Source organism: Litoreibacter meonggei, from assembly GCF_003663885.1.
Classification (GTDB): Bacteria; Pseudomonadota; Alphaproteobacteria; order Rhodobacterales; family Rhodobacteraceae; genus Litoreibacter; species Litoreibacter meonggei.
The window spans coordinates 442,273-466,275 of record NZ_RCCE01000002.1; the positions used below are offsets into that span (position 1 = coordinate 442,273).

Below are 24,003 nucleotides of genomic sequence, written 5' to 3' on the forward strand. Positions count from 1 at the left end.
GATGAAACTTGTACGCTACGGAGACGTGGGCGCAGAGAAGCCCGGGATGATTGACGCGGACGGCGTGCTGCGGGACCTGAGCGCGCATGTGAAGGATATTGACGGCGCGCATTTGGGGGATGCCGTCTTGACCACGTTAAAAGGCGTGGACGCGACCTCTCTGCCTGCGGTTGACGGATCGCCGCGTATTGGCGCCTGCGTCGGCAGCATCGGCAAGTTCCTGTGTATCGGTTTAAACTACTCGGATCACGCGGCGGAAACAGGCGCGGCTATTCCAGAGCATCCGATCCTGTTCTTCAAGGCGAACTCCGCGGTTGTGGGGCCTTATGATGATGTGATGATGCCGCGTGGCTCTACCCATACGGACTGGGAAGTCGAACTGGGCGTGGTGATCGGCAAGGAGTGCAAATACGTCTCCGAAGCCGACGCACTGGACTATGTGGCGGGCTATTGCGTGATTAACGACGTGTCCGAGCGACATTTCCAGACGCAGCTGACGGGTCAGTGGACCAAGGGCAAATCCTGCGACACATTCGGACCGACCGGCCCGTGGCTGGTGACCAAGGACGAGGTCGGCGACGTGCAGAACCTTGCCATGTCTCTGGACGTGAATGGCAAACGCATGCAGACCGGCAACACCAACACCATGATCTTCACCGTGGCACAGATCATCGAGCATTTGTCGGGGCTGATGACCCTGCATCCGGGTGATGTGATCACCACCGGCACTCCTCCGGGTGTGGGGATGGGGATCAAGCCAGAGCCGGTCTACCTGAAAAAGGGTGACGTGATGGAGCTGGCGATTGAGGGGCTCGGCACACAGCGCCAGACTGTTGGGCAGGACGCATGAGCAATCCTGGTCTGTTGAAAATTGGCGGTGCGACGGAAGAGATGATGTCGCGCCTGACGCCTGAATTCACCATCCACGAGCTTTCCGAGATTTCGGATTTGGATACTTGGGCAAGTGAATACGGCGCCTCGGTCGAGGCGGTGATGACAAACGGCCATGACGGGGTTCCACCTGCGGTTATGGCGGCGTTGCCGAACCTCAAGGCGGTGTCCGGTTATGGCGTCGGCTATGACGCGGTGGACACCGATGCCTGCGTGGCGCGGGGCATCAAAGTCTCGCACACGCCGAATGTGCTGAATGGTGAGGTGGCGAATACCACCCTGCTGCTGCTGCTCGCGGGTCTGCGCAACTTCCGTCACGACGAGGCATGGGCGCGGTCGGGGGATTGGGAAGCCAAGGGCAACGCGCCTTTGGCCAACTCACCCGATGGCAAGACTATCGGGATTTTGGGGCTCGGCCGCATTGGTCAGGAGATTGCCGACCGCTTGTCGGTGTTCAACCCGACCATCGTGTATCACACACGGTCCAAGAAAGACGTGCCGTACAAGTATTACGGCGATCTGGTGGAGATGGCGAAAGCTTGCGACGTGTTGGTCTGCATCACGCCGGGCGGACCTTCTACGAATAAGATCGTGAACAAAGATGTGCTGGAGGCTTTGGGTCCGAAGGGCATGTTGATCAACGTCTCGCGCGGCTCCGTCGTGGATGAGGACGCGTTGATTGCGGCTTTGGACAGCGGCAAGCTGGGACTGGCTGGCTTGGACGTGTTCGAGCGGGAACCGCATATTCCTGACGCGTTGAAAGCGTCGGAGCGCACGGTGTTGTTGCCGCATGTCGGCTCTGCCACGCATGAGACGCGCGCGGCCATGGGGGCGTTGACGGTGGAGAACTTGCTGCAATGGAAAGCAGACGGCTCATTGAAGACGCCAGTGCCGGAATGCGCACATCTATGAAAATCGCTGCGGTTTAGGCACGGCTCTGTAATGTGCCACTGGACGAGGTTTTGGTCGGTCATAACGCGGCTGCCACCGGTGTACCGTCGGCAGTTGGGGGAATTCTGCACGCCGTAGATGAGTTAAATCTGCGGCGCCGGTGCCAAGCTGATCTATCCGCGGCCTGACACATCAAAGGGAGCCGATGAAATATGCGGCCGGGATCAATTGGCAGGTTTTGAGCAAGACTGAATCCCAGCAAGTGAAGCCGTGTAGGGATTGTGTCCGCACCTCGAAGCAGCCGCTAACAACCCAGCAATCAAAGCCTTTGTCCCTGAATTGGCAACGTGCTGTTTCCAAATCAGGGTTCTAATGCCCCAGAATTGCCCAAATCCTTCGCCATTAACTATTCCCAGATATTTGGCGTGTAATCCGCCACTCAGTAACCCGTGAGGACTTGAAAGATGCGTAAATTTGTAATGACCTGCGCCGCATGTGCAGTTGCCTTGACTGCCGGTGTCGCCGGAGCCACCGGAGTAGAAGAAGACGAAACTCTTGGTGTTAACGACCCGCTGACCGAGCGTCGCGTCGACATCAAAGGTGGTGTTTTCTTTCCTCCGATGATTTTGGCAAGCGCTGGCGAGACGATCTACATTCGCAATGAAGAAGAAACAACGCACGACGTCACTGCCATTGACGACAGCTGGACAACCGGCCCAATCCAACCTGGTGAAGTGGTTGAAGTGGTTGTCGGTGCCGACATGGTCCACTGCTTCAAATCGTCTTACAACGACGAATACAAAGGTGCCTTCGGCTCCGTTGAGACTGGCGCTGCTCCTGACTGCTTCGAGCTGTCCGGCGCTGGCGACGGCGAGGCAAATGTGCAGTAAACGCACACAGACCTAGTTTTGCGAAGGCCCTGCTGGAAACGGCGGGGCTTTTTGCTGTTTGGTAGTGGAGTGATGGGATATTTGGTCCGATTGGACCCCGTCGCTTCTAGATCACGGCAGACAAATTGGTGGGCCGCGCGCTACTTCACGCACGGCCCATGTGGTTTGATTACTTCTTAACGATACGCCCGTCTGTATAGGCTTTCACCGGGCCGTTCCCAGCCATGTATTCAGCCAGAACGTCAGCCACATCGGGTCCAAAGTCGTATGCGTTTTCAGCGTCGGTGAACATTTTAAAGCCGTCACCCCCGCCGCGCACGAAGTTGTTGGAGACCAGTTTGTAGGTCGCCGCAGGATCAATCGCGACCCAAGCGTCACCATCCTTGACCGCAACATCCTGAATTCGGCCCTCGTTTGGTGCAACTGACGCATCCCAGCTGAATTGCAGCCCCGCCACTTGTGGGAAGCGGCCTTTGACCTCTTCCACCTGACTCACGCCATTCTCAAGTGCGTCGATGACCGTTTGGCCGGAAACCTCAAATGTCGACAGCGTGTTCTGGAACGGAAGTACGGTAAGCACCTCGCCCATGGTCACTTCACCTGCGTCGATCGAGGAACGGATACCGCCAGAGTTGGCAATTGCGATGGTCACACCTTGATCCTTCACACGATCCAGCATGGCATCTGCGATCAGGTTGCCCATCGAGCATTCCTCGACACGACACACGTCGCGGTCGCCAACAAGCGTATCGGCAGCCTCGGCAACGACCTTGTTGCGGATCTCATCCAGCGGCGCGGCCAATTCACCGATGCGCGACACGATTGCCGCATCTTCGACGACCTGGCCGTCAATCAAGATCGGCTCGCCTTTGGCTTCGGTGATTTTGCCGTCATCATCGAAGGAGACGTTCAACTCGCCCAAGAATTTTCCGTAAGCGTAAGCCTGCACAATGGCTGTGTCGTTCACCATCACAGGATAGACATCCACCGCACGCTCCTGCGTGTTGGACAGCAGCGTGTTGGAGTGGCCGCCGACGATGACGTCAACGCCGGTGGTGTTTGCTGCGACCAGCTTGTCGACAACGAAGCCGGAGTGGCTGAGTACGATGATCTTGTTCACGCCCTCCGCGGTCAGCTTGTCGACCTCACCCTGCACCGCTTCGGATGGGTCGGTGAAGATGATATTCTTGCCGGGAGACGCCAGATCGGGCGTGTCCTGCGGTGTCAGGCCAATCAGGCCGATTTTCTCGCCGCCACGCTCGATGGTGGTGGATTTCATCAGCTTGTCGGCCAGCGCAGGCTCTCCCGAGACGTCCGCGTTGGACATCAGAACCGGGAAGCCCACCGAATCCATGAAGCCGGCCAGCACTTCGGGGCCGTCGTCGAATTCGTGGTTGCCGACGGTCATACCGTCATATTCGAGGCCGTTCATCATCTCGGCCGCAACCTTGCCTTTATAGTAGGTATAAAACAGCGTGCCTTGGAACTGGTCGCCGCCATCCACAAGGATGGAATTGTTGGAGCGCGACCGCGCGTCCTTCACGGCATTGACCAGACGGGCCCAGCCGCCGAAGCACTTGCCTTCGGTATTGTCCTCGGCAGAGCAGCCTGAATCGTATTTGCTGATCGGCTCGAACCGCGCGTGGAAATCGTTGGTGTGCAGGATGGTCAGCGAGTAGTCGGCTGCAGCAATCCCTGAGGTCAGGGTCAGGGCCGCAGCGCTGGTGAGAAGGGTCTTAAGCATTTGTATGGTCCCCCAATTGGATATCTGCCGATAGAGTGGCGCTATTAATTGCCGGAGTCAAAGCCCCGTCGCGAGTTGGCGTAACGTCACCTTGTGACAGGTCTATGACTTGACCAAAACTTGGGCAGCGGGCATGTGAACCGCATGCTTATTTACAAGATCATGACCGCCGACGCGTGGTCCGAGTTTCAGGCCAAAGGCCGCTTTACCGGCGCGCCGATTGACCTGACGGACGGCTACATCCATTTCTCCACCGCCCAACAGGCGCAAGAGACCGCCGCGAAGCATTTTGCAGGGCAGACGGATTTATGGCTGGTGTGGGGGGAGGCCCCCGCCGACGCCACGTTGAAATGGGAAGTGTCGCGAGGCGGGGCGGAGTTCCCGCATTTATATCGCGACTGGTTGTTGTCCGAGGTTTCCGGCGGTGCCGCCCTTCGGTGGGACGGTGCTGCGCATAGCTTCCCCGCGAGCATGTCATGAAACTTCTGGAGAGAATTGCCCTTGCAGGCATGCATTGCGTAGACCCCGAGCGGGCGCATGGCTTGGCCGTGCAATCCTTGAAGTTGGGCCTTGGGTTCGGGCATGGTCCGGTCTCCTCGCCTCGCTTGCACACAACACTGGCTGGACTGGATCTGGCGAACCCCGTCGGCCTCGCCGCCGGTTTCGACAAGAACGCCGAAGTGGTCGGCCCGCTCGCGCAGGCGGGCTTCGGCTTTCTGGAAGTCGGCGCCGCGACCCCGCGCCCGCAACCGGGCAACCCCAAGCCGCGTCTGTTCCGGCTGACCGAGGACCAAGCGGCCATTAACCGCTTTGGCTTCAATAATGAGGGCATGGACGTGATCGCGGAGCGACTTGCGTCGCGTGTTGTCGGTGTGCCTGTGGGCTTGAACCTCGGGGCCAACAAGGACAGTGAGGATCGCGCGCGCGATTTCGCCACAGTGCTGCGCCGCTGCGGGCCGCATGTGGATTTCGCCACGGTCAACGTGTCGTCGCCCAACACCGAGAAGCTGCGCGATCTGCAAGGGCGTGCGGCGCTGTCGGCGTTGCTGGCGGGTGTGATGGAGGCGCGGGCCGAGCTGCGCACCCCCATTCCGGTGTTCCTGAAGATCGCGCCTGATCTGGACGACGACGCCCTGAGTGAGATCGCCGAGGTTGCCGTTGAGACGGGCCTCGCGGGGATCATCGCCACCAACACCACCTTGTCGCGTGACGGGCTGAAGTCACCTCATAAAAACGAGGCGGGCGGGCTGTCAGGCCAGCCGGTGTTCGAGAAAAGCACCCGTGTTCTGGCGCGTTTGTCGGAGTTGCTAGACGGTGCGATGCCGTTGGTCGGCGTGGGTGGTGTCGGTTCTGCCGAGCAAGCCTATGCCAAGATCCGCGCAGGCGCATCGGCGGTGCAAATCTATACCGCCATGGTTTATGGCGGGCTGTCTTTGGCGGGCGATATTGCGCAAGGCTTGGATCAATTGCTGGAACGCGACGGCTTCGCGCATGTTGCGGACGCGGTTGGCACTGGGCGCAGCGACTGGATTTAGGCCGCCTCGGCCTCCAGCGCGGGATAACGCAGGCCAAGAGTGACGGCGCGCGCAACGAACAGAACAAGCAAGCTCATCCACAAGCCATGATTGCCGAAGGCGGGCATCAGCATCGTCAGCGCCGCGCAATAGATCGCGAAGGAGATCGCCATCATGTTGCGCATGTCGCGGGTGCGTGTGGCCCCGATGAAGATGCCGTCCAGCATATAGGCCCCCACCCCCAGCACCGGAGCCACGATCATGTAGGAAAGATAGCTGCGTGCTTCGGCCTGCACCTCGGGGGCGGTGGTCATGATATCGATAACCTGCGGGCCGAACAGGGCGAAAGAAACGCTTAGAAACACCGTAACAATCACTCCCCAAAACGAGGTCAGATAGGCGCTGCGCCGCAAGCGTGACCGATTGCGCGCACCCAGCGCTTGACCGACCAACGCCTCCGCCGCGAAGGCGAAACCGTCTAGCGCATAGGCTGTGATGTGAAGGAACTGCAGCAAAATTTGGTTGGCCGCCAGCGTGATGTCGCCAAAATCCGCGCCGAAGAACAGGAATGAGATGAACGCAGCCTGTAGCAGAACAGAGCGCAACAGGATGTCGGAGTTCACCAAGGCCATGCGCCTCAGTCGCACGCGGTCGAACACGCGGGGCCAGTCTTTCCACGCAGGGGTTTGGAACGCATCACGGCAAAGCCACAGGCCAAGGCCCAGACCTGTCCATTCCGCAATGAACGTCGCTAAGGCCACGCCTTCGACGCCCCAATTCAGGTGCAGAACGAAGACTAGATCAAGTGCGATGTTCAGCCCGTTCATCCAAAGCTGCATGACCAGCACCGCGCGGGTGCGCTCCAACGCGATGAGCCATCCGGTTATGCCGAAAAGCGCAATGGCAGCGGGGGCGGAAAAAACGCGGATCGCCATGTAGTCGCGAGCGAGGCTCTCGACCTCGGCGCTGGCGGGGGAAAGTTGGAACGCGCCCCAGAACAGCGGGATTTGCAACGCCATGATGGCAAGGCCTGCCGCGATGCCGACCATCAAGGAGCGCGACAGCATGGCCGAAACCTCGCCCGTCTGTCCTGCCCCCTGCGCCTGCGCGGTAAGCCCCGCCGTTCCCATGCGCAAAAATCCGAAGAGCCAGTACAGCCCCGACAGGATAACTGCGCCAATGCCAACCGCCCCGATGGGTGCAGCAAGACCCATCTGGCCCACAACGCCAGTGTCCACCGCGCCCAAAATGGGCACGGTCGCGTTGGAGATCACGATGGGAAGGGCGATTTTGAGAACGCGCCCGTGGGTAAGACTGTCAGCCATCGTCGCGGGTGGGCATCAGGAAATGCCCAGTAGCCTGTGCGAAGATGCGGTCGTGGTTGTCCTGCCATGCCTCGACATGCACCGAGGCGTAGCGCCTGCCGGAGCGGTTGACCCGCGCCCGCGCATAGGCGTCGCGCGGGAGGCCCGTGCGCAAATAGTCCACCGTGAAGTCGATGGTTTTGGGCATCGGCGGCAGGGCGTCGCCGGCCAGTTTGCCCTCCTCCATGTCCGCCCATTGCGACGACCATGTCAGCTCGATGATCGAGGTGATTTCCAGAAATGCCGCAGTGACGCCGCCATGGATCGCGGGCAGCAGCGGGTTGCCGATCAGATCTTCGCGATATGGCAGAACGGCCGTCAGCTCGTCACCGCGACGGTCGAACTGGACGCCGAGATACTGGATATAAGGCACGCTTTCGACGAGACCGCGCAGGGCGGCATCGCGGCGGGTTTTGATGACCTGAACGGGTTCGGGTTTCCGCATGGCTCAGGCTCCTTTCGCGCGCTGGAAGGTGAACGCACCTGTCGCCGAAGCCACAGGGTTGTCGTCATCGTCGTCCAGCGCTGTGGCCCGCACAAAGGCGACCGAACGCGTGACGTGGTAGCATTCGGCGCGGGCGCGGATGCGTTGGCCGGGCGTCGCGGCCCGCATGTAGTCGATGCGCAGATCGATCGTTGCCGTGCCGACCGGCGCATCCCCGTGCGACATCACCGCAGCCCCGCCGCAGGTGTCCATCAGCGCAGAGACCGCTCCGCCATGGATCACGCCGGTTGCGGGATTGCCGACGAACCGCGTGTCGTAAGGCATCGAGATAATCGCCACGCCATCACCGATTTCATCCAGACTCATCCCGAGGGCGCGGGAATGGGGGATGGCCTCGATAAACTGGCGGGCAAGCTTTGTGCGGTCATTTTCTGTACTCATGGGGCTATCTGTGGCAGCTTTCACAGGGATGTCCAAGATGTGCGCTGTAAGCTGTGACTAATTATCTCTCACATCAGCGGCTGGATTGGCGACGGCACCTATGCGAAGATGCGACTAGCACAACTTGTTTGACCAGACAGGGTATACTCAATGACGTTAGACAAACGCCTCACCTTTAAAGAAATGTGTGCCGAGTTTGACGTGACGCCCCGCACGTTGCGCTACTACGAATATATCGAACTACTGAGCCCGGAGCGCGACGGGCGCGCCCGCTTCTATCACCCGCGCGAAGTGGCTCGGATGAAGCTGATCATGCGTGGTCGCAAATTTGGCTTCTCGCTGGAGGAAATCCGGCAGTGGCTGGACATGTACAATTCAGATCACCAAAACCGCGCGCAGATGGAAGCGGTGATCGAGTTTGCGGACAAGCAAATGGGCGAATTGCAAAGCCGCCTCCAGCAGATCGAGGAGTCGATTTCGGAACTGCAGGCGCTTCGGGATCAGGTTGCCAAAGACCTATAAGGCCAACCGCATCGTTTTCACGGATAAGTGACGGGCTACGCGTTGCCGTTGCGGCAGTTCCGGGGAGGAAATCGCACTAATTCCCCTTATTTATATAGAATTTACGGGGAAATATCAGGGCCGCTCGTCACAATTCAAAGCGCTTTGATTTTTCGAAAGTTGCGCAAAAACGTGCCTTACCTTTCCTGACATTACGTCAACCCAGTTCTGACGCCACGTTACATTTACGTTAACGTCAACAATGCTTGTAAGGTGGCCTCACGTTCAACATGTCCTACACATCGAAATTGTATTGTGGAGGACGTAAAGATGTCTGAGGAAACTATGACTATTCGGGAAATGTGCGATGCATACGGGGTCACCCCCCGCACCCTGCGTTTCTACGAAGCCAAAGAACTGCTGTTCCCGATCCGTGAGGGCCAACGCCGCCTTTTCACCAAAAGTGACCGTGCCCGCCTGAAGCTGATCCTGCGCGGCAAGCGCTTCGGCTTCTCGCTTGAAGAGATCCGCCAGCTTCTGGACCTCTATAATATTGGCGATCAGCAGGCGACTCAGTTGGCCCTGACTTACGAGATTGGCCAGAAACGTCTGTCAGACATGATCAAACAGCGCGACGAGTTGAACGAAGCCATTGAAGACCTGACCGCCCAGTTGAACTGGGGCGAAAAGATGATCGCCTCGCTTCACATGCCAAAGGTGGCCAACAGCTAACCCCGATTTTCAATTTCGCAGAGAGACTCACATGCCCAGCTACACCGCTCCAGTAAAAGACATGCAATTCGTCCTGCACGATGTCCTGAAAGTAACCGAACAGGACATCCCCGGATATGACGAATTGGAGGCCGACTTCACCTCCGCCATTCTGGAAGAGGCGGGCAAGATCTCGTCCGAAGTGTTGCAACCGCTGAACGTGGTCGGTGACAAAGAGGGCTGCGTGTTGGAGAACGGGGTGGTTCGCACCCCGAAAGGCTTCAAGGAAGCCTTTGAGCAGATGAAAGAAGGCGGCTGGACCGCGCTGGATTGCGATCCTGAATATGGTGGCCAAGGCATGCCCTACATTATGGGGACAGCGGTGGGCGAGATGATGGTTTCGGCCAACATGGCCTTCAACATGTATCAGGGTCTGACCCACGGGGCCTACTCCGCCATTCACGCCCATGGCACGGATGAGCAGAAATCGACATATCTGCCCAAAATGGTCAGCTGCGAATGGACCGGCACCATGAACCTGACGGAGCCCCATTGCGGCACCGACCTGGGTCTGATGCGCACTAAAGCCGCCCCGCAGGGCGACGGAAGCTATAAGATCACCGGCCAGAAGATTTTTATCTCGGCGGGCGAGCATGATCTGGCCGACAACATCATCCATCTGGTGCTGGCCAAGATCGAAGGCGGGCCGGAAGGCATCAAAGGCGTGTCGCTGTTTATCGTGCCGAAGTTCCTTGTGAACGAAGACGGCTCGCTTGGCGCACGCAATGGCGTCGCCGTCGGCTCCATCGAAGAAAAGATGGGCATCCACGGCAATTCCACCTGCGTGATGAACTATGACGAGGCCACGGGCTATCTGCTGGGCACCGAGCACAAAGGCATGCGCGCCATGTTCACCATGATGAACGAGGCACGCATGGGCGTGGGCCTGCAAGGCTACGCACAAGCCGCCGTGGCATATGAAAACGCCGTGATCTACGCAAATGACCGCCTGCAAGGGCGTGCCGTGACGGGTGCGGAAAACCCCGACGGCCCTGCTGATCCGCTGATCGTGCACCCTGACATTCGTCGCAACCTGATGGACCAGAAGTCCTTTGTGGAAGGCGCACGGGCGTTCACCTTTTGGGGCGCGCATTTGATCGACCGCCATGTGCGTGGCGGCGACGAGGCGGCTGACGGCCTGATCTCGCTGCTGACACCTGTCATCAAAGGCTTCCAAACCGATAAGGGTTTTGAATACGCCACCGCGGCGCAGCAAGTTTATGGTGGCCATGGCTATATCGAGGAATGGGGCATGTCCCAGTTCGCGCGTGATGCGCGGATTGCGATGATCTACGAAGGTGCCAACGGCGTTCAGGCGCTGGACCTTGTGGGCCGCAAGCTGGCGCAGGACGGCGGCAAGCACGTGATGGCGTTCTTTGACTTGGTGAAGAGTTTCATCAAGGAAAACGGCGGCAATGAAGAGTTTGACAAAGCCTTCCTTGAGCCGCTGAAAACCGCGTCCAAGGATTTGCAAGCCGCAGGTATGTATTTCATGCAAAACGGCATGAAGAACCCGAACCATGCCTTGGCTGGGTCGTATGATTTCATGCACATGTTCGGCCATGTCTGCCTTGGCTTGATGTGGGCGAAGATGGGCAAAGCCGCGATGGAAGCACTCGAAGGAGGCGCATCGGACAAGGCGTTCTACGAGACCAAGATCGCGACCGGCAAATACTATATGGCCCGCCAATTGCCCGCGACCGGCATGCATCTGGCCCGTATTGAGAGCGGAGCCGATACGGTTATGGCGCTCGACGCGGCGAATTTCTAAGGTGGTGGCGGGGTAAACCCCGCCCTACCCTTTTTTCGGAGACGCCAATGCCCAAACGCCTGAAACTGACCCGCCGAGTGAACCTTGCCATGACCGAAGACGCATGGCGCAAGCTGAAGAAATTCAGCGCAGAGGCGGGCTTGGATGAGGGCGAGGCGCTATCGTTTCTGTTCGAGAATTTCAGTAGCGTGACGGATGAAAGCAACCTCACCCATCGCCTGCGGATTTTCAATTCCGAGCTGGAGGCGCGGAAAAAGTAACGACACGCAGTTTGCGAGGCTGGATGCCTCCGGCGGGAATATTTCTGCCAAGATGAAATCACAAGGGTTAAGGGAGATCCGGCGATGACAGCGAAACTTTACTGCTTTGGCGAAAGCGGCAATGCCTACAAGGCGGCGCTGACTATGGAGCTGGCCGGGTTCGAATACGAGCAGGTCTTTGTGGACTTCTTCAAGGGCGAGGCCCGCACCGACGCGTTTAAGGCGATCAACCCTATGGGCGAAGTTCCCGTGTTGGTTGATGGCGACCTGACGCTGACGCAATCCGGCGTGATCCAGCAATATGTCGTCGATCAAACCGGCAAGCTGGGCGGCACTGCGGCGGACACATACGAAGTGCTGCGTTGGGTTTTGTGGGACAACCACAAGCTGTCCTCGCAAGTGGGAATGACACGATTTTTGATGAATTTCCTGCCCGAGGATAAGCGCCCGCATGACGTCATCGCCTTCATGCAGGGCCGCCTGAAAGCTGCATACAGCGTGCTCGACACCCACTTGGCGGGGCGCGACTGGCTGGCGGGTGACTGCCTGACCGTCGCGGACCTGTCATGCTGCAGCTACCTGTTCTACGAAGAGCCGTTCGGGTTCGAGCGCGCCGACTGGCCTAATATTGATGCTTGGTTGACGCGTATCAGTGAAACGCCGGGTTGGAAGCACCCGTATGACTTGATGCAACGGGCGTTGCCTGCATGATCGCACGTGCCAACATTTTGCTGGATATCTGCCGTCTTGACCGCAATTATGCGCGTCAAGAAACGGAGAAGTCATGTTCAGCAAAATGGCCCTTGGTGGCATCTGGGCCTACCAGCAATACCTGTCGCCGAGCAAAGGGTTTCGCTGCGCATACGCGGTGCGCCATGGCGGCACGGGCTGTTCCGGCTACGCCAAACACGCGATCCGCGATCTTGGGCTGTGGCGGGCGTTGCCAGCCATCTGCGAGCGTTTTCGGGACTGCCGCACGGCCCATCTGGCCATCAAGGCAGATTGCGTCTGCAATCAGGCACCCTTGGACGAAGACGAACGCGCCGAGTTGGAGCGCCGCCGCCGCGACGACAAATGGTACAACAAATGCGACTGCTGTAGCGCCGGTGCCTGTGAGTGCGGCTCCGCCCCGCTTGGCTGTTTGGGGCGAACGGGCGCAAGCAAAGCTGCGGCCAGCAAAGGGTGCGATGTCAACCCGTGTGACGGGGATATCGGGTTCGGCGGCTGCGACTGCGCGTCCTGCGACTGCGGGGGCTGCTCCTGCGGCTAGGGCCGCGCCATGATCCTCGCGGCGTTCCTTATCGGCATGGCCCTGTGTGGCGTCACACTCGCGTTGATCCGCGCAGAAGACACCTTCGACAAGTTAGGCTCTGCCGCCGCGATGTTTTGCGCGTGGTGCGCCTTTGGCATGTTGCTGATGGCAGGCGTTTACGGATTGGGGCTGGTTTTGCCCGCAATCGCAGGCGGCATCGTGCTGGCGCTGCGATCCACTGACACATTCGGTCAACGGCTTGGTGCCTTGGCCTCGTATAAACTCCCGTTCGGAGTTGGGGCGCTGGTTTGCAGCGTTCTGGCCTGGATCGGGGTCCTGAACTTAATGGAGGAAATTCCCTATGGCTGAAGCCTATATCTATGACGCCGTGCGCTCGCCCCGCGGCAAGGGCCGCAAAGACGGCAGCTTGCATGAGGTGACTGCGGCGCGTTTGTCTGCGAATATCCTGAACGCGATAAAAGACCGCAACGGCCTTGAGGGCCACGCTGTTGAAGACGTGATCTGGGGCAACGCAACGCAAGTGATGGAGCAAGGCGGCTGCCTTGCGCGCACCGCCGTGCTGGCCTCCGAGCTGGACCAACGCATCCCCGGCCTGTCGATCAACCGCTTTTGTGCCTCGGGCATGGAAGCCGTGAACATCGCGGCCAACCAGATCAAAGGCGGCGCAGGCGATGGCTACATCGCGGGCGGCGTGGAGATGATGGGCCGCGTGGCCATGGGCTCTGACGGGGCGGCGATTGCCGTGGATCCAAGCATTGCCATGGACACCTATTTCGTGCCGCAAGGCATTTCGGCGGATATCATCGCAACCGAATACGGCTTCACCCGCGAGCAGGCCGACGCTTTGGGTGTCGAAAGCCAGCGCCGTGCCAAAGCCGCGTGGGACGACAATCGTTTTGCCAAGTCGATCATCACGATCCGCGACCAGAACGGGTTGGAAATTCTCAGCACTGACGAATACATGCGGCCCCAGACCGACATGCAAAGCCTTGGCGGGTTGAACCCTGCGTTCCAAGCCATGGGCGAAGTGATGCCCGGCTTCGACAAGGTCGCGCTGATGAAGTACCCGCATCTGGAGAAGATCAACCACATCCATCACGCGGGCAATTCGTCGGGCATCGTGGACGGCTCTGCCGCTGTGCTGATCGGCTCCAAGGAATTCGGCGAGGCACATGGGTTGAAGCCACGTGCACGCATCCGTGCGACCGCCAAGATCGGCACCGACCCGACCATCATGCTGACAGGTCCGGTTCCGGTAACCGAGCACATCATGAAGCAATCGGGCATGAGCATTTCCGATATCGACCTGTTCGAGGTCAATGAGGCCTTCGCATCCGTTGTGCTGCGCTTCATGCAGGCGTTTGACGTGGATAACAGCAAGGTCAATGTGAACGGTGGTTCAATTGCCATGGGCCACCCGCTGGGTGCCACCGGCGCGATCATCATCGGCACGCTGCTGGACGAGTTGGAACGCTCTGACAAAGAGGTGGGTCTTGCCACGCTTTGCGTCGCCTCCGGCATGGGTGCCGCCACCATCATCGAACGCGTTTGAGGATTAGGGATATGACTGATTTCACCATGAAAACAGACGCTGAGGGCGTCGCGACAATCACTTGGGACACCGTTGGCAAGTCCATGAACGTGATGAACCAACAAGGATTTTACGACCTTGATGCGCTGGTTGACGAGGCGCTGGCGGATGATGCCGTCAAGGGCATCATCATCACATCCGGCAAGCCGGACAGCTTTGCGGGCGGGATGGACCTCAACATCATCGCCAAGATGAAGGAAAGCGCGGGCGACGACCCTGCCCGCGGCTTGATGGACGGGTTGATGGCGACCCATGCAGTCCTGCGCAAGATCGAGCGTGGCGGCATGGACGACAAGAACAAGGGCGGCAAGCCGATTGCCTGCGCCATGCAGGGCACGGGTCTTGGCATCGGGTTCGAGATTCCGCTGGCGTGTCACCGCATCTTTGTAGCTGACAATCCGAAGGCCAAGATTGGCCTGCCGGAAATCATGGTCGGCATCTTCCCCGGCATGGGCGGCACCACCCGTGTGACCCGTATGCTGGGCGCGATGGGCGCCTCGCCGTTCCTGCTGGAAGGCAAGCTGTCCAACCCGCAGAAAGCCAAGGCCGCTGGTCTGGTGCACGAGGTTGTGCCAGCAGACGAACTACTCTCTGCCGCGAAAGAGTGGGTTCTGTCCGAGCCGAAGATCGTGAAACCATGGGACGAAAAGGGCTACAAAATGCCCGGCGGCGCGCCGTATCATCCCGCAGGTTTCATGACCTTCGTGGGCGCATCCGCCATGGTCAACGGCAACACCAAGGGCGTCTATCCCGCCGCCAAAGCGTTGCTGTCTGCGGTCTATGAAGGCGCGATGGTGCCGTTTGACACCGCCCTGAAGATCGAGGCGCGCTGGTTCACCAATGTACTGCTGAACCCGTCGAGCGCGAACATGATCCGCTCGTTGTTCATCAACAAAGAGGCGCTGGAAAAAGGCGCTGTGCGCCCCGACGTACCTGACGAGACCGTCAAGAAGGTCGGCATCATCGGTGCGGGCATGATGGGGGCTGGCATCGCGCTAGTGTCTGCCATGGCTGGGATCGAAGTGGTGTTGATCGACGCGAAGCAGGAGTCGGCAGACAAAGGCAAAGCCTACACCGCTGACTACATGGACAAGGGTATCGCGCGCAAGAAAGCGACGCCCGAGAAGAAAGAGGCCGCGCTGGCACTGATCACCGCGACCACCGATTACGCCGCGCTGAAAGGTTGCGATTTGATCGTGGAAGCCGTGTTCGAGGATGTGGGCGTCAAGGCCGAGGTGACCAAGAAGGTGCAAGCCGTTGTTGGCCCCGACTGCATCTTCGCGACCAACACCTCGACCTTGCCGATCACCGAGTTGGCGAAGGCGTCCGAGAGTGCGGAGAACTTCATCGGCATCCACTTCTTCTCGCCCGTCGAGAAGATGATGCTGGTCGAGATCATCAAGGGCAAAGGTACGGGCGACCGCGCGGTGGCCAAGGCGCTCGACTTCACCCGCCAGATCCGCAAGACCCCCATCGTGGTCAACGACGCGCGGTTCTTCTACGCCAACCGCTGCATCATCCCCTACATCAACGAGGGCATCCGCATGGTCAAAGAGGGCGTAAACCCTGCCTTGATCGAGAACGCGGCGAAGCTGGTCGGCATGCCTTTGGGGCCGCTGCAACTGGTGGACGAGACCTCAATCGACTTGGGTGTGAAGATTGCCAAAGCGACCAAGGCGGCAATGGGCGACGCCTATGACGACGCGGTGGACGAGTTGCTGTTCTGGATGGCCGATGAGGGCCGCTTGGGTCGCAAGACCAATGCGGGCTTTTACGAGTATGATGCCAAAGGCAAACGCCAGTTGCTGTGGGAGGGCCTTGAAGCCAAATACCCCGTGGCAGATGAACAGCCTGACCTGACCGAGGTCCAAAACCGACTTTTGTTCGCGCAAGTGCTGGAAGCCGTTCGCGCCATCGAAGAGGACGTGCTGATGGATATCCGCGAAGGCGACGTAGGCGCGATCCTCGGTTGGGGCTTCGCGCCTTGGTCCGGCGGGCCACTTTCATGGCTCGATATGGTCGGCACGCCTTGGGCGGCGGAAACCACGAACGCGCTAGCCGACAAATTCGGCGAGCGGTTCAAGGCCCCCGATCTGTTGGAAGACATGGCCAAGAAAAACCAGAGCTTCTACGGCAGGTTTGATCCGGCCAAGGCGGCTTAGGTCTGAGAGCTTGCGACATGAAACACGCAGAACTACGATCCGACCACAGTAATTAGTGAAAGGATCGGGTTCATGCGTGTTTTTGTGGCGTCTTTGATAGCTATGAGTGTGTTGGCCACAGGGGCCAGCGCCGATGGCTTCAAGCGGATCATGACCGAGGCAGAGTATCTCAGCATCGTTGCTGGAAAGAATTATTGCAACGAGACCGGTTGTTGGAAGGCCAGAAAGAACGGTCGGATGACCGGCAAATTTGGCAAGGCCAAGTTCAAAGCCAAGTGGAAATGGCACAAAGGGTTCGGATGTCGTTCAGGTACGCTTGGCGGAAAAAAAGTTCCCGACGATTGCCAGTTGTTTGAGGTGAGCGGTAAGAAACTGCGCGTTACCCGCAACCAAGGCCGCGGCAAGCAAGTTGTTTATTCGCACAACTAGCTGGCGATTAAGTCCAGGCAGCGGCTACGGGGCGTGCGCGCTCCATACGATCGGACCCGCCCATGTTGCGTGCCAGAAGACGTGACTGGCGGTCGTTGAGTGGTGCAAACCGCAGCACGCCGTTTGGTGCCGGGATGTCAATGAATACGCCGCCTTCGACGACCAATGTTTCTGCGCCTTCAAAGCGGATCGTGACATGTATCAAATCATTTTTGACGCGCGCCCGAGATATCCCGCAATATCCAATTAGATTTTCAGCACGAACCGTCACGCAGGCCTCGCCGAACAGCGCGCCAACAGCGTCGTCTTCAATAACAAGGCGCGTATCAGGAGAAACCAGCATAGAGTGCTCGTTGCCGATCGCACCCTTGGGCACCAATAGCGGCCATTGGCCTGCATTTGCCTTTGCCGAAGCCAATGACAAGGTCGAGACCTCGATCTCTAAGATGACTTGCTCGCCGTTTTCTGCGGTCAACACCTTGTCGCCTATTTGAAGTTCTTCAACAGGGGTCCAGCGATGACGAGTTGCAACCTTGGTACCTGCAAAAATGCCCGCACTTGGAGCTGTCGTCAGGACAAGGGGATTAACTTTGGCGGTTTTACGGATGGATTTGAAAAACATGTCTCACACCTGTCAGTTCGTTTTTTGATTGAGGTGAGAATGCGCATCGCTCGAGTCAGAGACTGGGCGGCATAAAGGTCATTTTGGGGCGAATTGTGTTCAAATTCGGAACAATCAGAACCGGTAGTTAAATCGCGCAATGTCAGGGGCGGCGATGTCGGCCATCAGGGCACGGTCGGCAGAACTGTAAGCATCCCTGTAGCTTCCACGATCCGAACGATTGTCGTGCGGGAACGCGCCAAGCTTGCAACCGATAAGAGCCTCCAACTTTGGCAAGTCATCGTCTAGGTACTCCAGTCGCACGAACAGAGCACACTGCTCGCGCCCCTGCGCCGTGGTGACATAGGTGCTATAATGCGAGGCCTTTAGCGAAGCTGTGGTCAGAGGGTGGTTCAGGAACGAGCTGAATTTCGAGTCTTGCGCAAGATGCACCGCCGGATGATGAAACGACTGCGCCCGAAGCCAGTGGTAGTAGCTCACCACACGATCCCAGGGGTTGCGCACCATTGTGAACACCTGGGCGGCATCAATCTGACTTTGCGGCACTAAGCCAACGATATCGCGCAGGGTCGAGTGCTTCCAAAGCCGCCCCGCCGCCTGCACATTTTTCAATTTTCGGCGTCGCTTTAGCGCTTTGGGAGTATCGCCCAGCATAATGTCATCGGCCTTGGCCTTGGCCTCCAAGGCCAGTGCCATCGAGGTGCCCCCCGTCTTGGGAATATGCACAAAGATGTAGTTGCGACCTGATGAAATGATCATGCGGCCCCGCTGCGTTTGATAATGACGACACCTGCGCAGATGATACAGACCATGCCAATCAGCGCCAACGCATCTGGCACCTGCCCCCACAACACGTAGCCCCACATGCCCGCAGCGATGAGGAATGAGTACTCGAACACCGCCACATGGCTCGCCTCGGCCAACAAATAGGCGCGAAATAACGCGGCGATACCGACAAGCGACACAAGCGCCTGACCGAATGTCCAGAACAACGCGCCTTTTGTCCAAGGCTGCAAGCCCGTTCCGAAAAAGCCGTTGATCGCTGGATCTGATACCGTCTCGCTTAGCACCAAAAGCCCTAGCGCCCCCCAGATACCCAGAGCTGCAAAGAACGCCGCCACCAGCACTGCTTCGCTTTCCTCAGCGCAGTATTGCCGCGTCGCCACTGCGCCCATCGCGTATAGAAGCCCCGCGCCGACCGGTATGACGTTCAGCGCGGTCGCGTCGCCACCCGTGGGGCGCAACACCAACATCACCCCTACGAACCCTAGCAAGACCGCCAACACGCGCCAACGTCCGATACGCGCGCCGTAGAAACCCCACGTAATCAGCAGAACGAAGATAGGAGCGGTTAGGAGCCCCGCCGCGACTTGGGCAACCGGTAGGCTCGCCACTGCGCCAAAGTACAAGATCATTGCAGACGAGATGCAAAACGAACGCCACGCCACCGCCCACCAGTTGCGCACTTGCAACCGCCAGCCCATAATCAAGGCCATTGGCAATAACGCAGCCAAGACGATGGCAGAGCGAGTTGCGTGAAACTGCCAAATTCCGATGTCATGCGCGATTATGGGAACAAAACTGTCGATGAACGACAGGCTGACCATACCGAACACCGCCAAACAAGCAGCCTGACGTGGATCATGACGGGCCAATATGGGACTTGTGGCGTCAATTGTCATACAATTCGCCCTTCCCCGGCAAAAATTCACTTCCCAAGCTCATTCCGCTTGGGCACTCTTACGGTGCAGAATTGCCTGCAACGGGGGGAATGACAATGGGCTGGATGGCTGACGAAACCGGACTGGAGAAGCGTGCGGCGAACTATGTGCCGTTAACACCATTGTCCCATCTCAACCGTGCGCGCGACGTGTTCCCTGATCGCGAGGCCGTGGTCTATGGCACCGCCCGTTTCAGCTATGCGGAGTATCATGCGCGGGTTTCCCGTCTGGCCTCAGCCTTGGCCAAACGCGGCGTCGCCCCGGGCGATGTTGTCGCCACCTTGATCCCCAACCTGCCAGCGCAAGCAGAGGCACATTTCGGCGTACCTGCATGCGGCGCGGTGCTTAACACGATCAACACCCGTCTCGACACCGGAACAGTTGCCTACATCTTCGACCACGGCGCCGCGAAGGTCGTACTTTGCGACACGCAATTCCTGCCGCTGGCCGAGGCCGCCAAGGCGGCCTGTGGCGGCGCAGGCCCCGATATTATCGAAGTTCCGGACGACCAAGCGGGCTTCCCGGCTACTGCTCGCCACACCACCTATGAAGAACTGTTAGCCACGGGAAACCCAAACGCCAAGTGGCACATGCCCGAAGACGAGTGGGAGAGTCTCGCACTGAACTACACCTCCGGCACAACCGGGCGACCCAAGGGTGTAGTTTACCACCATCGCGGTGCGTATCTAATGACCATGGGTACGGTGATTTCTTGGCGGATGCAGCTTTTCCCGAAATTCCTGGCTATTGTGCCGCTGTTTCATTGCAACGGGTGGAACCACACGTGGATGATGCCAGTCTTAGGCGGCACGGTGCATTGCTGTCGCGATGTCACGCCCGAGGCCATCTACGCCGCAGTCGCGGATGAAGGCGTTACCCATTTTGGCGGCGCGCCCATCGTGTTGAACATGGTCGTCAACGCCCCAGCCGAAGCCCGCAAGGCGTTCGAACACCGCGTCGAGGTTTTCACAGCTGGCGCTCCCCCTGCTCCGGCAACCCTCGCGGCTATTGAGGCGCTTGGCTTCAACGTCACACATGTCTACGGCCTGACAGAGACCTACGGCCACGTCACCGAATGCCTGTGGAATCCTGACTGGGACGGGCAGGCCGACAATGAGAAAGCCGCGTTAAAGTCCCGCCAAGGCATTGCCATGCCGATGATGGAGTATGTCACAGTCGTCGACGAACGGAACCAGCAAGTGCCTATGGACAAGAGTACGCAGGGCGAAATCGTGATGCGCGGCAACTCGGTTATGAAAGGCTACTTCAAAAACCCCCAAGCCACAGAAGAGGCATTTCAGGGTGGCCACTTCCACTCTGGCGATATCGCGGTTCAACACCCTGACACCCACATCCAAATCGCTGATCGCGCGAAAGACATCATCATCTCGGGCGGCGAAAACGTCTCGTCGGTGGAGGTCGAAGGCGTACTCATGTCTCACCCTGCTGTGTCGCTTTGCGCTGTGGTGGCCAAACCAGATGACAAATGGGGGGAAGTCCCATGCGCTTTTGTTGAGCTAAAGTCAGGCTCGGAGGTCAGCGAAGCCGAACTTGTAGCTCACGCTCGTGCTCAGCTGGCGGGGTTTAAAACCCCTAAAACCGTGGTCTTCCAAGAGCTCCCAAAGACTTCGACAGGTAAGATCCAAAAGTTTGAACTGCGCACACTGGCGAAGAGCATCTAGTTCCTAGCGGTAGTGAACGTATCAACGACGCAAATCCCGGTCACTTTTTGCCCTGATTTCAGGCTACCCAGCGTCACGGGTGTACGCGCGGGAAGCTAAGCTTCGTGACGTCAATTACATAAAACGGGAAATACCCGTCGGTGCCAAACTGGTTGCCTGCTTCCACATGCGTCGGTAGCCGAAAGCCCTCTACATCTTGGAACTTGGAGAGGTATCCCCCGAATGGCTGGATACGATAGGTTCTTTCGGCGTTCGCATCGCTCCAGCGGGAAAAGGCCACCCAGATAGGACGGCCATCTTCACCCACGCAAATATCGACGGCTTGCTCAAGCCCGTCATGTCTGACAATCACGCGAGCCTTGTTTTCTCCCGCGTCCTGCCACTCGACCCCATCACGCGGCAACAACGCGGCCGGAGTCCAGAACACTGCCTCTGCGATATACCGACCAAAGGCGGCCCGTCTATGGTTTGGATTGCCTCCAAATCGCGCCACGGGAAGAAGTCCCGCGAGCCAGAATCGCGTCCACTTTGCGCTGTCCGATCCTGACATGCGCATCACGCCAGACCCGCCAGCCATTTTCCACACAAAGCCTTCAGGGGCGGCAATTACCTGCTCGGCGCGCATATCCATGTAGTTCGGTGCCTCTTTCGAACCGAGACTGAATTGCCCTTCCGTATCAACCTTCGCCACCGTGACCAACGGCGTGCCGTCCGCAATGGTAAACGAGAAAAAGCGTCGCGCAGGTTCGGGCAACTCTGCCACCAGATCCATCGAGAAAACGCGTGGAGCGGTGGGTTGAAGCCGCAAGAGGCGTCTCATCTCCACCCTGTCCGAGTGATGGTCAAGCTGCCGCCAAACCAACAAATAGCAAATGCCGATCGCCAGCAGGATGAGACCAACATCGAGAAATATCTTCACATAATCCATATCGACCGCGCTCAGGGAACATCTTGGGTACCTATACCTGAAAATCCGCCCCACTCACACTCCCCTGTGAAAACACCGGACGCGGCGCTCAAACACGTTGAGCCAATTCAGGTTTCAAGTTATCGTCGTCCCACCTAATAAAAAGAGCAGGCAGCCGCACAAAATGACGGCGTTGAAAGAGTATGATCGTCTGGAGTCGACCGGAATTTGGCGCGAAAGCCCGGATGCCCAGCGTCGTGACGTTCTTATTTCCTTCGGTGATGCCACCCTGATAATCCGCGACAAGTCTGACACGGCGTTGGCCCATTGGTCCTTGCCCGCGATTGAACGTCTTAATCCCGGCGCGCGTCCCGCGTTGTTTCGTCCTGGCCCCGATGCCGGCGAGGAGTTGGAACTGGATGACGGCACGCTGATTGATGCTATCGAAAAAATACGCAGGACGGTGGCGCGGCGGCGTCCACATCGCGGTCGCCTGCGGCTCTATATCTTCACCGGACTGCTCGCCGCTATTGGCGCATTGGGCTATTTTTGGCTACCCGGCGCACTGGTTCGTCATACCGTCACAGTGGTTCCTGAAAGCAAGCGCCTTGCCATCGGCACCGCACTTCTGGGCCATATGACCCGTCTGACGGGCGATACTTGCCGCTCTAACCTCGGGGCCGCTGCTTTGGCACGGCTGAAGGCGCGCGTTCTGGGCGACGGGTTGCGCAAGGCATATGTAGTCCCATCTGGACCAGAGGGCGCATTGTCCTTGCCGGGCGGACTGCTTTTGTTGAACCGCACGGTTGTCGAAGATCACGATGCCGCAGATGTAGCCGCTGGCTATATGCTGGTCGCTGCAGAGCAGGCCCGCAATGCTGATCCGATGGAGCTTCTGTTGAAAGAAGCGGGCGGGGCCGCGACACTGCATCTGCTGACCACAGGTCAGATCGAAGATGATGTGTTGCGCGACTATGCCGAGACGCTGCTCGCCGCGCCAATGCCTGCCCCAAACACCGATCTGTTGCTGGACCGTTTCGCTACCGCCAAGGTTGCTGCAAGCCCTTACGCCTATGCGGTCGATGTCACTGGCGAAAGCACGCTAGAGCTGATCGAGGCCGATCCCTATCGCGGCATCGAAGCGCCGCGGCTGATATCGGACGGGGATTGGATCAGCCTCCAGGAAATTTGCGCCGAGTAGGCAAGCGGACGTCTCAGAAGATGCCCAGCACACGCCTTTGCTTGGCCGTCGCACGTTTTCCTGTTGCAGGATCAATCAGATAACGCGGCACCGTGTTCGACCACACCAACTGCATCTGCGCCTTTCCAGACGTGGTGCCCACGCCTCGCAAGGGGTTCAAACGGCCATCATCCCACGCCTTTTTGTAGCCCTTTGGAACAGGCAACCGAGACTCAACGATCTTGCGGTTCGCCTCTTTCGGCCCAACCAACTGGCCTTGGGTTTTCTGATTGCGGCTTTGCGGCGAGACCCCTTTACGGATCACCGTAGGTGAAACACCGTCTTGAGGCCCGCAGCGCGCGCCGTTGTTGATAAATTGCGAGCTGAACTCGCTGGCGCCGCAACGATAGACTACGCGTGGTTGCGCGGTTCCCCGTTTTGAATTGACCTGTTTGCGTACCACGCGAGTTTGCACTTTTGGCGTTGGTACGGCTTTGCGCACAACACGTCTTGTCGTTTTGGGTGTTGGTGCGGCAACCTTGGTGGTTCTCTTCACGACCTTTGTTCGCGCAGGGGTACGCTGTGTCTTTGCCTTGCGGACAACTTTTTTCGGGGCGGCCTTAGGTGCCGCTTTCGCTGTTTGGGTTGAAGTGCCAAGGCTGGGTCGTTGCCCGCAAATTACTTTGCGCGCACGCGTGACGCGCGGAACCCACTTCACGTCTCCACTAAAGCCAGCACGAATATAGACGCAGCCGCGGCTGTCTACATATTGCTTACCCTTGAAGGAGGCAGGCGGGTTTTCCGCTGGACCATTATCGCGGCGCAAACTTTGTGCATCTGCACCGAAGAGCCCCATGCTTAGCGCCAAGATTGAAACGGACAGCAGTCGCAGAAGTCGCATATTAGTCCCCACTAAATATAGTGGTGACAATGCAACAGTGACACAATCAAGT

The 24,003-nt window shown here is 58.5% G+C and carries 26 protein-coding genes; 17 read left to right on the top strand and 9 right to left on the bottom strand.

Going from position 1 to position 24,003, the window contains the following annotated elements:
* Position 1: 1 nt before the first annotated feature.
* The 3 genes from BCF46_RS06965 (at position 2) to BCF46_RS06975 (ending at position 2,672) form a co-directional block, all read left to right on the top strand.
* Positions 2-850: a fumarylacetoacetate hydrolase family protein gene (locus BCF46_RS06965; protein WP_121022988.1), complete on the top strand. Its 849-nt coding sequence runs from the start codon at positions 2-4 to the stop codon at positions 848-850.
* The gene (locus BCF46_RS06970) at positions 847-1,803 is read left to right on the top strand and encodes a 2-hydroxyacid dehydrogenase (protein WP_121022989.1); all 957 of its coding nucleotides are present in this window, start codon (positions 847-849) and stop codon (positions 1,801-1,803) included. The genes BCF46_RS06965 and BCF46_RS06970 overlap by 4 nt, the downstream gene beginning before the upstream one ends.
* A gap of 443 nt (positions 1,804-2,246) precedes the next feature.
* Positions 2,247-2,672, top strand: a complete 426-nt coding sequence (locus tag BCF46_RS06975) for a cupredoxin domain-containing protein (RefSeq protein WP_147435969.1) — start codon at positions 2,247-2,249, stop codon at positions 2,670-2,672.
* A gap of 169 nt (positions 2,673-2,841) precedes the next feature.
* Here BCF46_RS06975 and BCF46_RS06980 read toward each other — a convergent pair whose 3' ends face one another.
* Positions 2,842-4,416 (bottom strand): bifunctional metallophosphatase/5'-nucleotidase, encoded by a 1,575-nt coding sequence (locus BCF46_RS06980; protein ID WP_121022991.1) that lies wholly within the window; start codon positions 4,414-4,416, stop codon positions 2,842-2,844.
* 144 nt (positions 4,417-4,560) lie between these two features.
* Between BCF46_RS06980 and BCF46_RS06985 the strand changes: the two genes are divergently transcribed.
* Positions 4,561-4,896 (top strand): DUF952 domain-containing protein, encoded by a 336-nt coding sequence (locus BCF46_RS06985; RefSeq protein WP_121022992.1) that lies wholly within the window; start codon positions 4,561-4,563, stop codon positions 4,894-4,896.
* Complete coding sequence (locus tag BCF46_RS06990) at positions 4,893-5,951, top strand: quinone-dependent dihydroorotate dehydrogenase (protein ID WP_121022993.1); 1,059 nt, start codon at positions 4,893-4,895, stop codon at positions 5,949-5,951. The genes BCF46_RS06985 and BCF46_RS06990 overlap by 4 nt, the downstream gene beginning before the upstream one ends.
* Here the strand turns inward: BCF46_RS06990 and BCF46_RS06995 are convergent.
* The 3 genes from BCF46_RS06995 to BCF46_RS07005 are packed head-to-tail and all read right to left on the bottom strand — an operon-like array spanning position 5,948 to position 8,180.
* Positions 5,948-7,255 carry an MATE family efflux transporter gene (locus BCF46_RS06995; RefSeq protein WP_121022994.1) on the bottom strand — a complete coding sequence of 436 codons (1,308 nt, stop codon included), beginning with the start codon at positions 7,253-7,255 and terminating at the stop codon, positions 5,948-5,950. The genes BCF46_RS06990 and BCF46_RS06995 overlap by 4 nt on opposite strands.
* Entirely contained in the window at positions 7,248-7,739 is a 492-nt protein-coding gene (locus tag BCF46_RS07000) for a PaaI family thioesterase (RefSeq protein WP_121022995.1), read from the bottom strand. Before BCF46_RS07000 ends, BCF46_RS06995 begins: the two co-directional genes overlap by 8 nt.
* 3 nt (positions 7,740-7,742) lie before the next feature.
* Positions 7,743-8,180, bottom strand: a complete 438-nt coding sequence (locus BCF46_RS07005; protein WP_121022996.1) for a PaaI family thioesterase — start codon at positions 8,178-8,180, stop codon at positions 7,743-7,745.
* Between the two features lie 150 nt (positions 8,181-8,330).
* Here BCF46_RS07005 and BCF46_RS07010 point away from each other — a divergent pair, with 150 nt between their 5' ends.
* The 10 genes from BCF46_RS07010 (at position 8,331) to BCF46_RS07055 (ending at position 16,938) form a co-directional block, all read left to right on the top strand.
* The gene (locus tag BCF46_RS07010; protein ID WP_121022997.1) at positions 8,331-8,702 is read left to right on the top strand and encodes a MerR family transcriptional regulator; all 372 of its coding nucleotides are present in this window, start codon (positions 8,331-8,333) and stop codon (positions 8,700-8,702) included.
* A gap of 309 nt (positions 8,703-9,011) precedes the next feature.
* Complete coding sequence (locus tag BCF46_RS07015; protein ID WP_121022998.1) at positions 9,012-9,413, top strand: MerR family transcriptional regulator; 402 nt, start codon at positions 9,012-9,014, stop codon at positions 9,411-9,413.
* 31 nt (positions 9,414-9,444) lie between these two features.
* The gene (locus tag BCF46_RS07020; RefSeq protein ID WP_121022999.1) at positions 9,445-11,223 is read left to right on the top strand and encodes an acyl-CoA dehydrogenase C-terminal domain-containing protein; all 1,779 of its coding nucleotides are present in this window, start codon (positions 9,445-9,447) and stop codon (positions 11,221-11,223) included.
* A 47-nt stretch (positions 11,224-11,270) separates the two neighbouring features.
* Positions 11,271-11,483 carry a hypothetical protein gene (locus tag BCF46_RS07025; protein WP_073143546.1) on the top strand — a complete coding sequence of 71 codons (213 nt, stop codon included), beginning with the start codon at positions 11,271-11,273 and terminating at the stop codon, positions 11,481-11,483.
* Between the two features lie 84 nt (positions 11,484-11,567).
* Complete coding sequence (locus BCF46_RS07030) at positions 11,568-12,194, top strand: glutathione S-transferase family protein (RefSeq protein ID WP_121023000.1); 627 nt, start codon at positions 11,568-11,570, stop codon at positions 12,192-12,194.
* 73 nt (positions 12,195-12,267) lie between these two features.
* Positions 12,268-12,753, top strand: a complete 486-nt coding sequence (gene yidD, locus BCF46_RS07035) for a membrane protein insertion efficiency factor YidD (protein WP_121023001.1) — start codon at positions 12,268-12,270, stop codon at positions 12,751-12,753.
* Between the two features lie 9 nt (positions 12,754-12,762).
* The gene (locus tag BCF46_RS07040) at positions 12,763-13,104 is read left to right on the top strand and encodes a hypothetical protein (protein WP_121023002.1); all 342 of its coding nucleotides are present in this window, start codon (positions 12,763-12,765) and stop codon (positions 13,102-13,104) included.
* Positions 13,097-14,308, top strand: a complete 1,212-nt coding sequence (locus tag BCF46_RS07045) for an acetyl-CoA C-acetyltransferase (protein WP_121023003.1) — start codon at positions 13,097-13,099, stop codon at positions 14,306-14,308. Before BCF46_RS07040 ends, BCF46_RS07045 begins: the two co-directional genes overlap by 8 nt.
* An 11-nt stretch (positions 14,309-14,319) precedes the next feature.
* Positions 14,320-16,509 (top strand): 3-hydroxyacyl-CoA dehydrogenase NAD-binding domain-containing protein, encoded by a 2,190-nt coding sequence (locus BCF46_RS07050; protein WP_121023004.1) that lies wholly within the window; start codon positions 14,320-14,322, stop codon positions 16,507-16,509.
* A gap of 72 nt (positions 16,510-16,581) precedes the next feature.
* Positions 16,582-16,938, top strand: coding sequence for a hypothetical protein (locus BCF46_RS07055; protein ID WP_121023005.1), 357 nt, complete (start codon positions 16,582-16,584; stop codon positions 16,936-16,938).
* A 7-nt stretch (positions 16,939-16,945) separates the two neighbouring features.
* Here the strand turns inward: BCF46_RS07055 and BCF46_RS07060 are convergent, their stop codons facing one another.
* The 3 genes from BCF46_RS07060 to BCF46_RS07070 all read right to left on the bottom strand — a co-directional run bounded on the left by BCF46_RS07060 (position 16,946) and on the right by BCF46_RS07070 (position 19,242).
* Positions 16,946-17,560, bottom strand: a complete 615-nt coding sequence (locus BCF46_RS07060; RefSeq protein WP_121023006.1) for a Hint domain-containing protein — start codon at positions 17,558-17,560, stop codon at positions 16,946-16,948.
* 114 nt (positions 17,561-17,674) lie between these two features.
* Positions 17,675-18,319: a sulfotransferase family 2 domain-containing protein gene (locus tag BCF46_RS07065; RefSeq protein ID WP_121023007.1), complete on the bottom strand. Its 645-nt coding sequence runs from the start codon at positions 18,317-18,319 to the stop codon at positions 17,675-17,677.
* Positions 18,316-19,242 carry a DMT family transporter gene (locus BCF46_RS07070; protein ID WP_121023008.1) on the bottom strand — a complete coding sequence of 309 codons (927 nt, stop codon included), beginning with the start codon at positions 19,240-19,242 and terminating at the stop codon, positions 18,316-18,318. The genes BCF46_RS07065 and BCF46_RS07070 overlap by 4 nt, the downstream gene beginning before the upstream one ends.
* 95 nt (positions 19,243-19,337) lie before the next feature.
* Here BCF46_RS07070 and BCF46_RS07075 point away from each other — a divergent pair, with 95 nt between their 5' ends.
* The gene (locus tag BCF46_RS07075) at positions 19,338-20,963 is read left to right on the top strand and encodes an AMP-binding protein (RefSeq protein WP_121023009.1); all 1,626 of its coding nucleotides are present in this window, start codon (positions 19,338-19,340) and stop codon (positions 20,961-20,963) included.
* A 73-nt stretch (positions 20,964-21,036) separates the two neighbouring features.
* On the opposite strand, the gene BCF46_RS07080 is transcribed toward BCF46_RS07075, so the two are convergent.
* The gene (locus BCF46_RS07080; protein WP_121023010.1) at positions 21,037-21,891 is read right to left on the bottom strand and encodes a DUF6544 family protein; all 855 of its coding nucleotides are present in this window, start codon (positions 21,889-21,891) and stop codon (positions 21,037-21,039) included.
* Between the two features lie 163 nt (positions 21,892-22,054).
* Between BCF46_RS07080 and BCF46_RS07085 the strand changes: the two genes are divergently transcribed.
* On the top strand, positions 22,055-23,071 hold the full coding sequence (locus BCF46_RS07085; RefSeq protein ID WP_121023011.1) for a hypothetical protein: 1,017 nt from the start codon (positions 22,055-22,057) through the stop codon (positions 23,069-23,071).
* A 13-nt stretch (positions 23,072-23,084) separates the two neighbouring features.
* On the opposite strand, the gene BCF46_RS07090 is transcribed toward BCF46_RS07085, so the two are convergent.
* Complete coding sequence (locus BCF46_RS07090) at positions 23,085-23,951, bottom strand: hypothetical protein (RefSeq protein WP_121023012.1); 867 nt, start codon at positions 23,949-23,951, stop codon at positions 23,085-23,087.
* Positions 23,952-24,003: the final 52 nt, after the last annotated feature.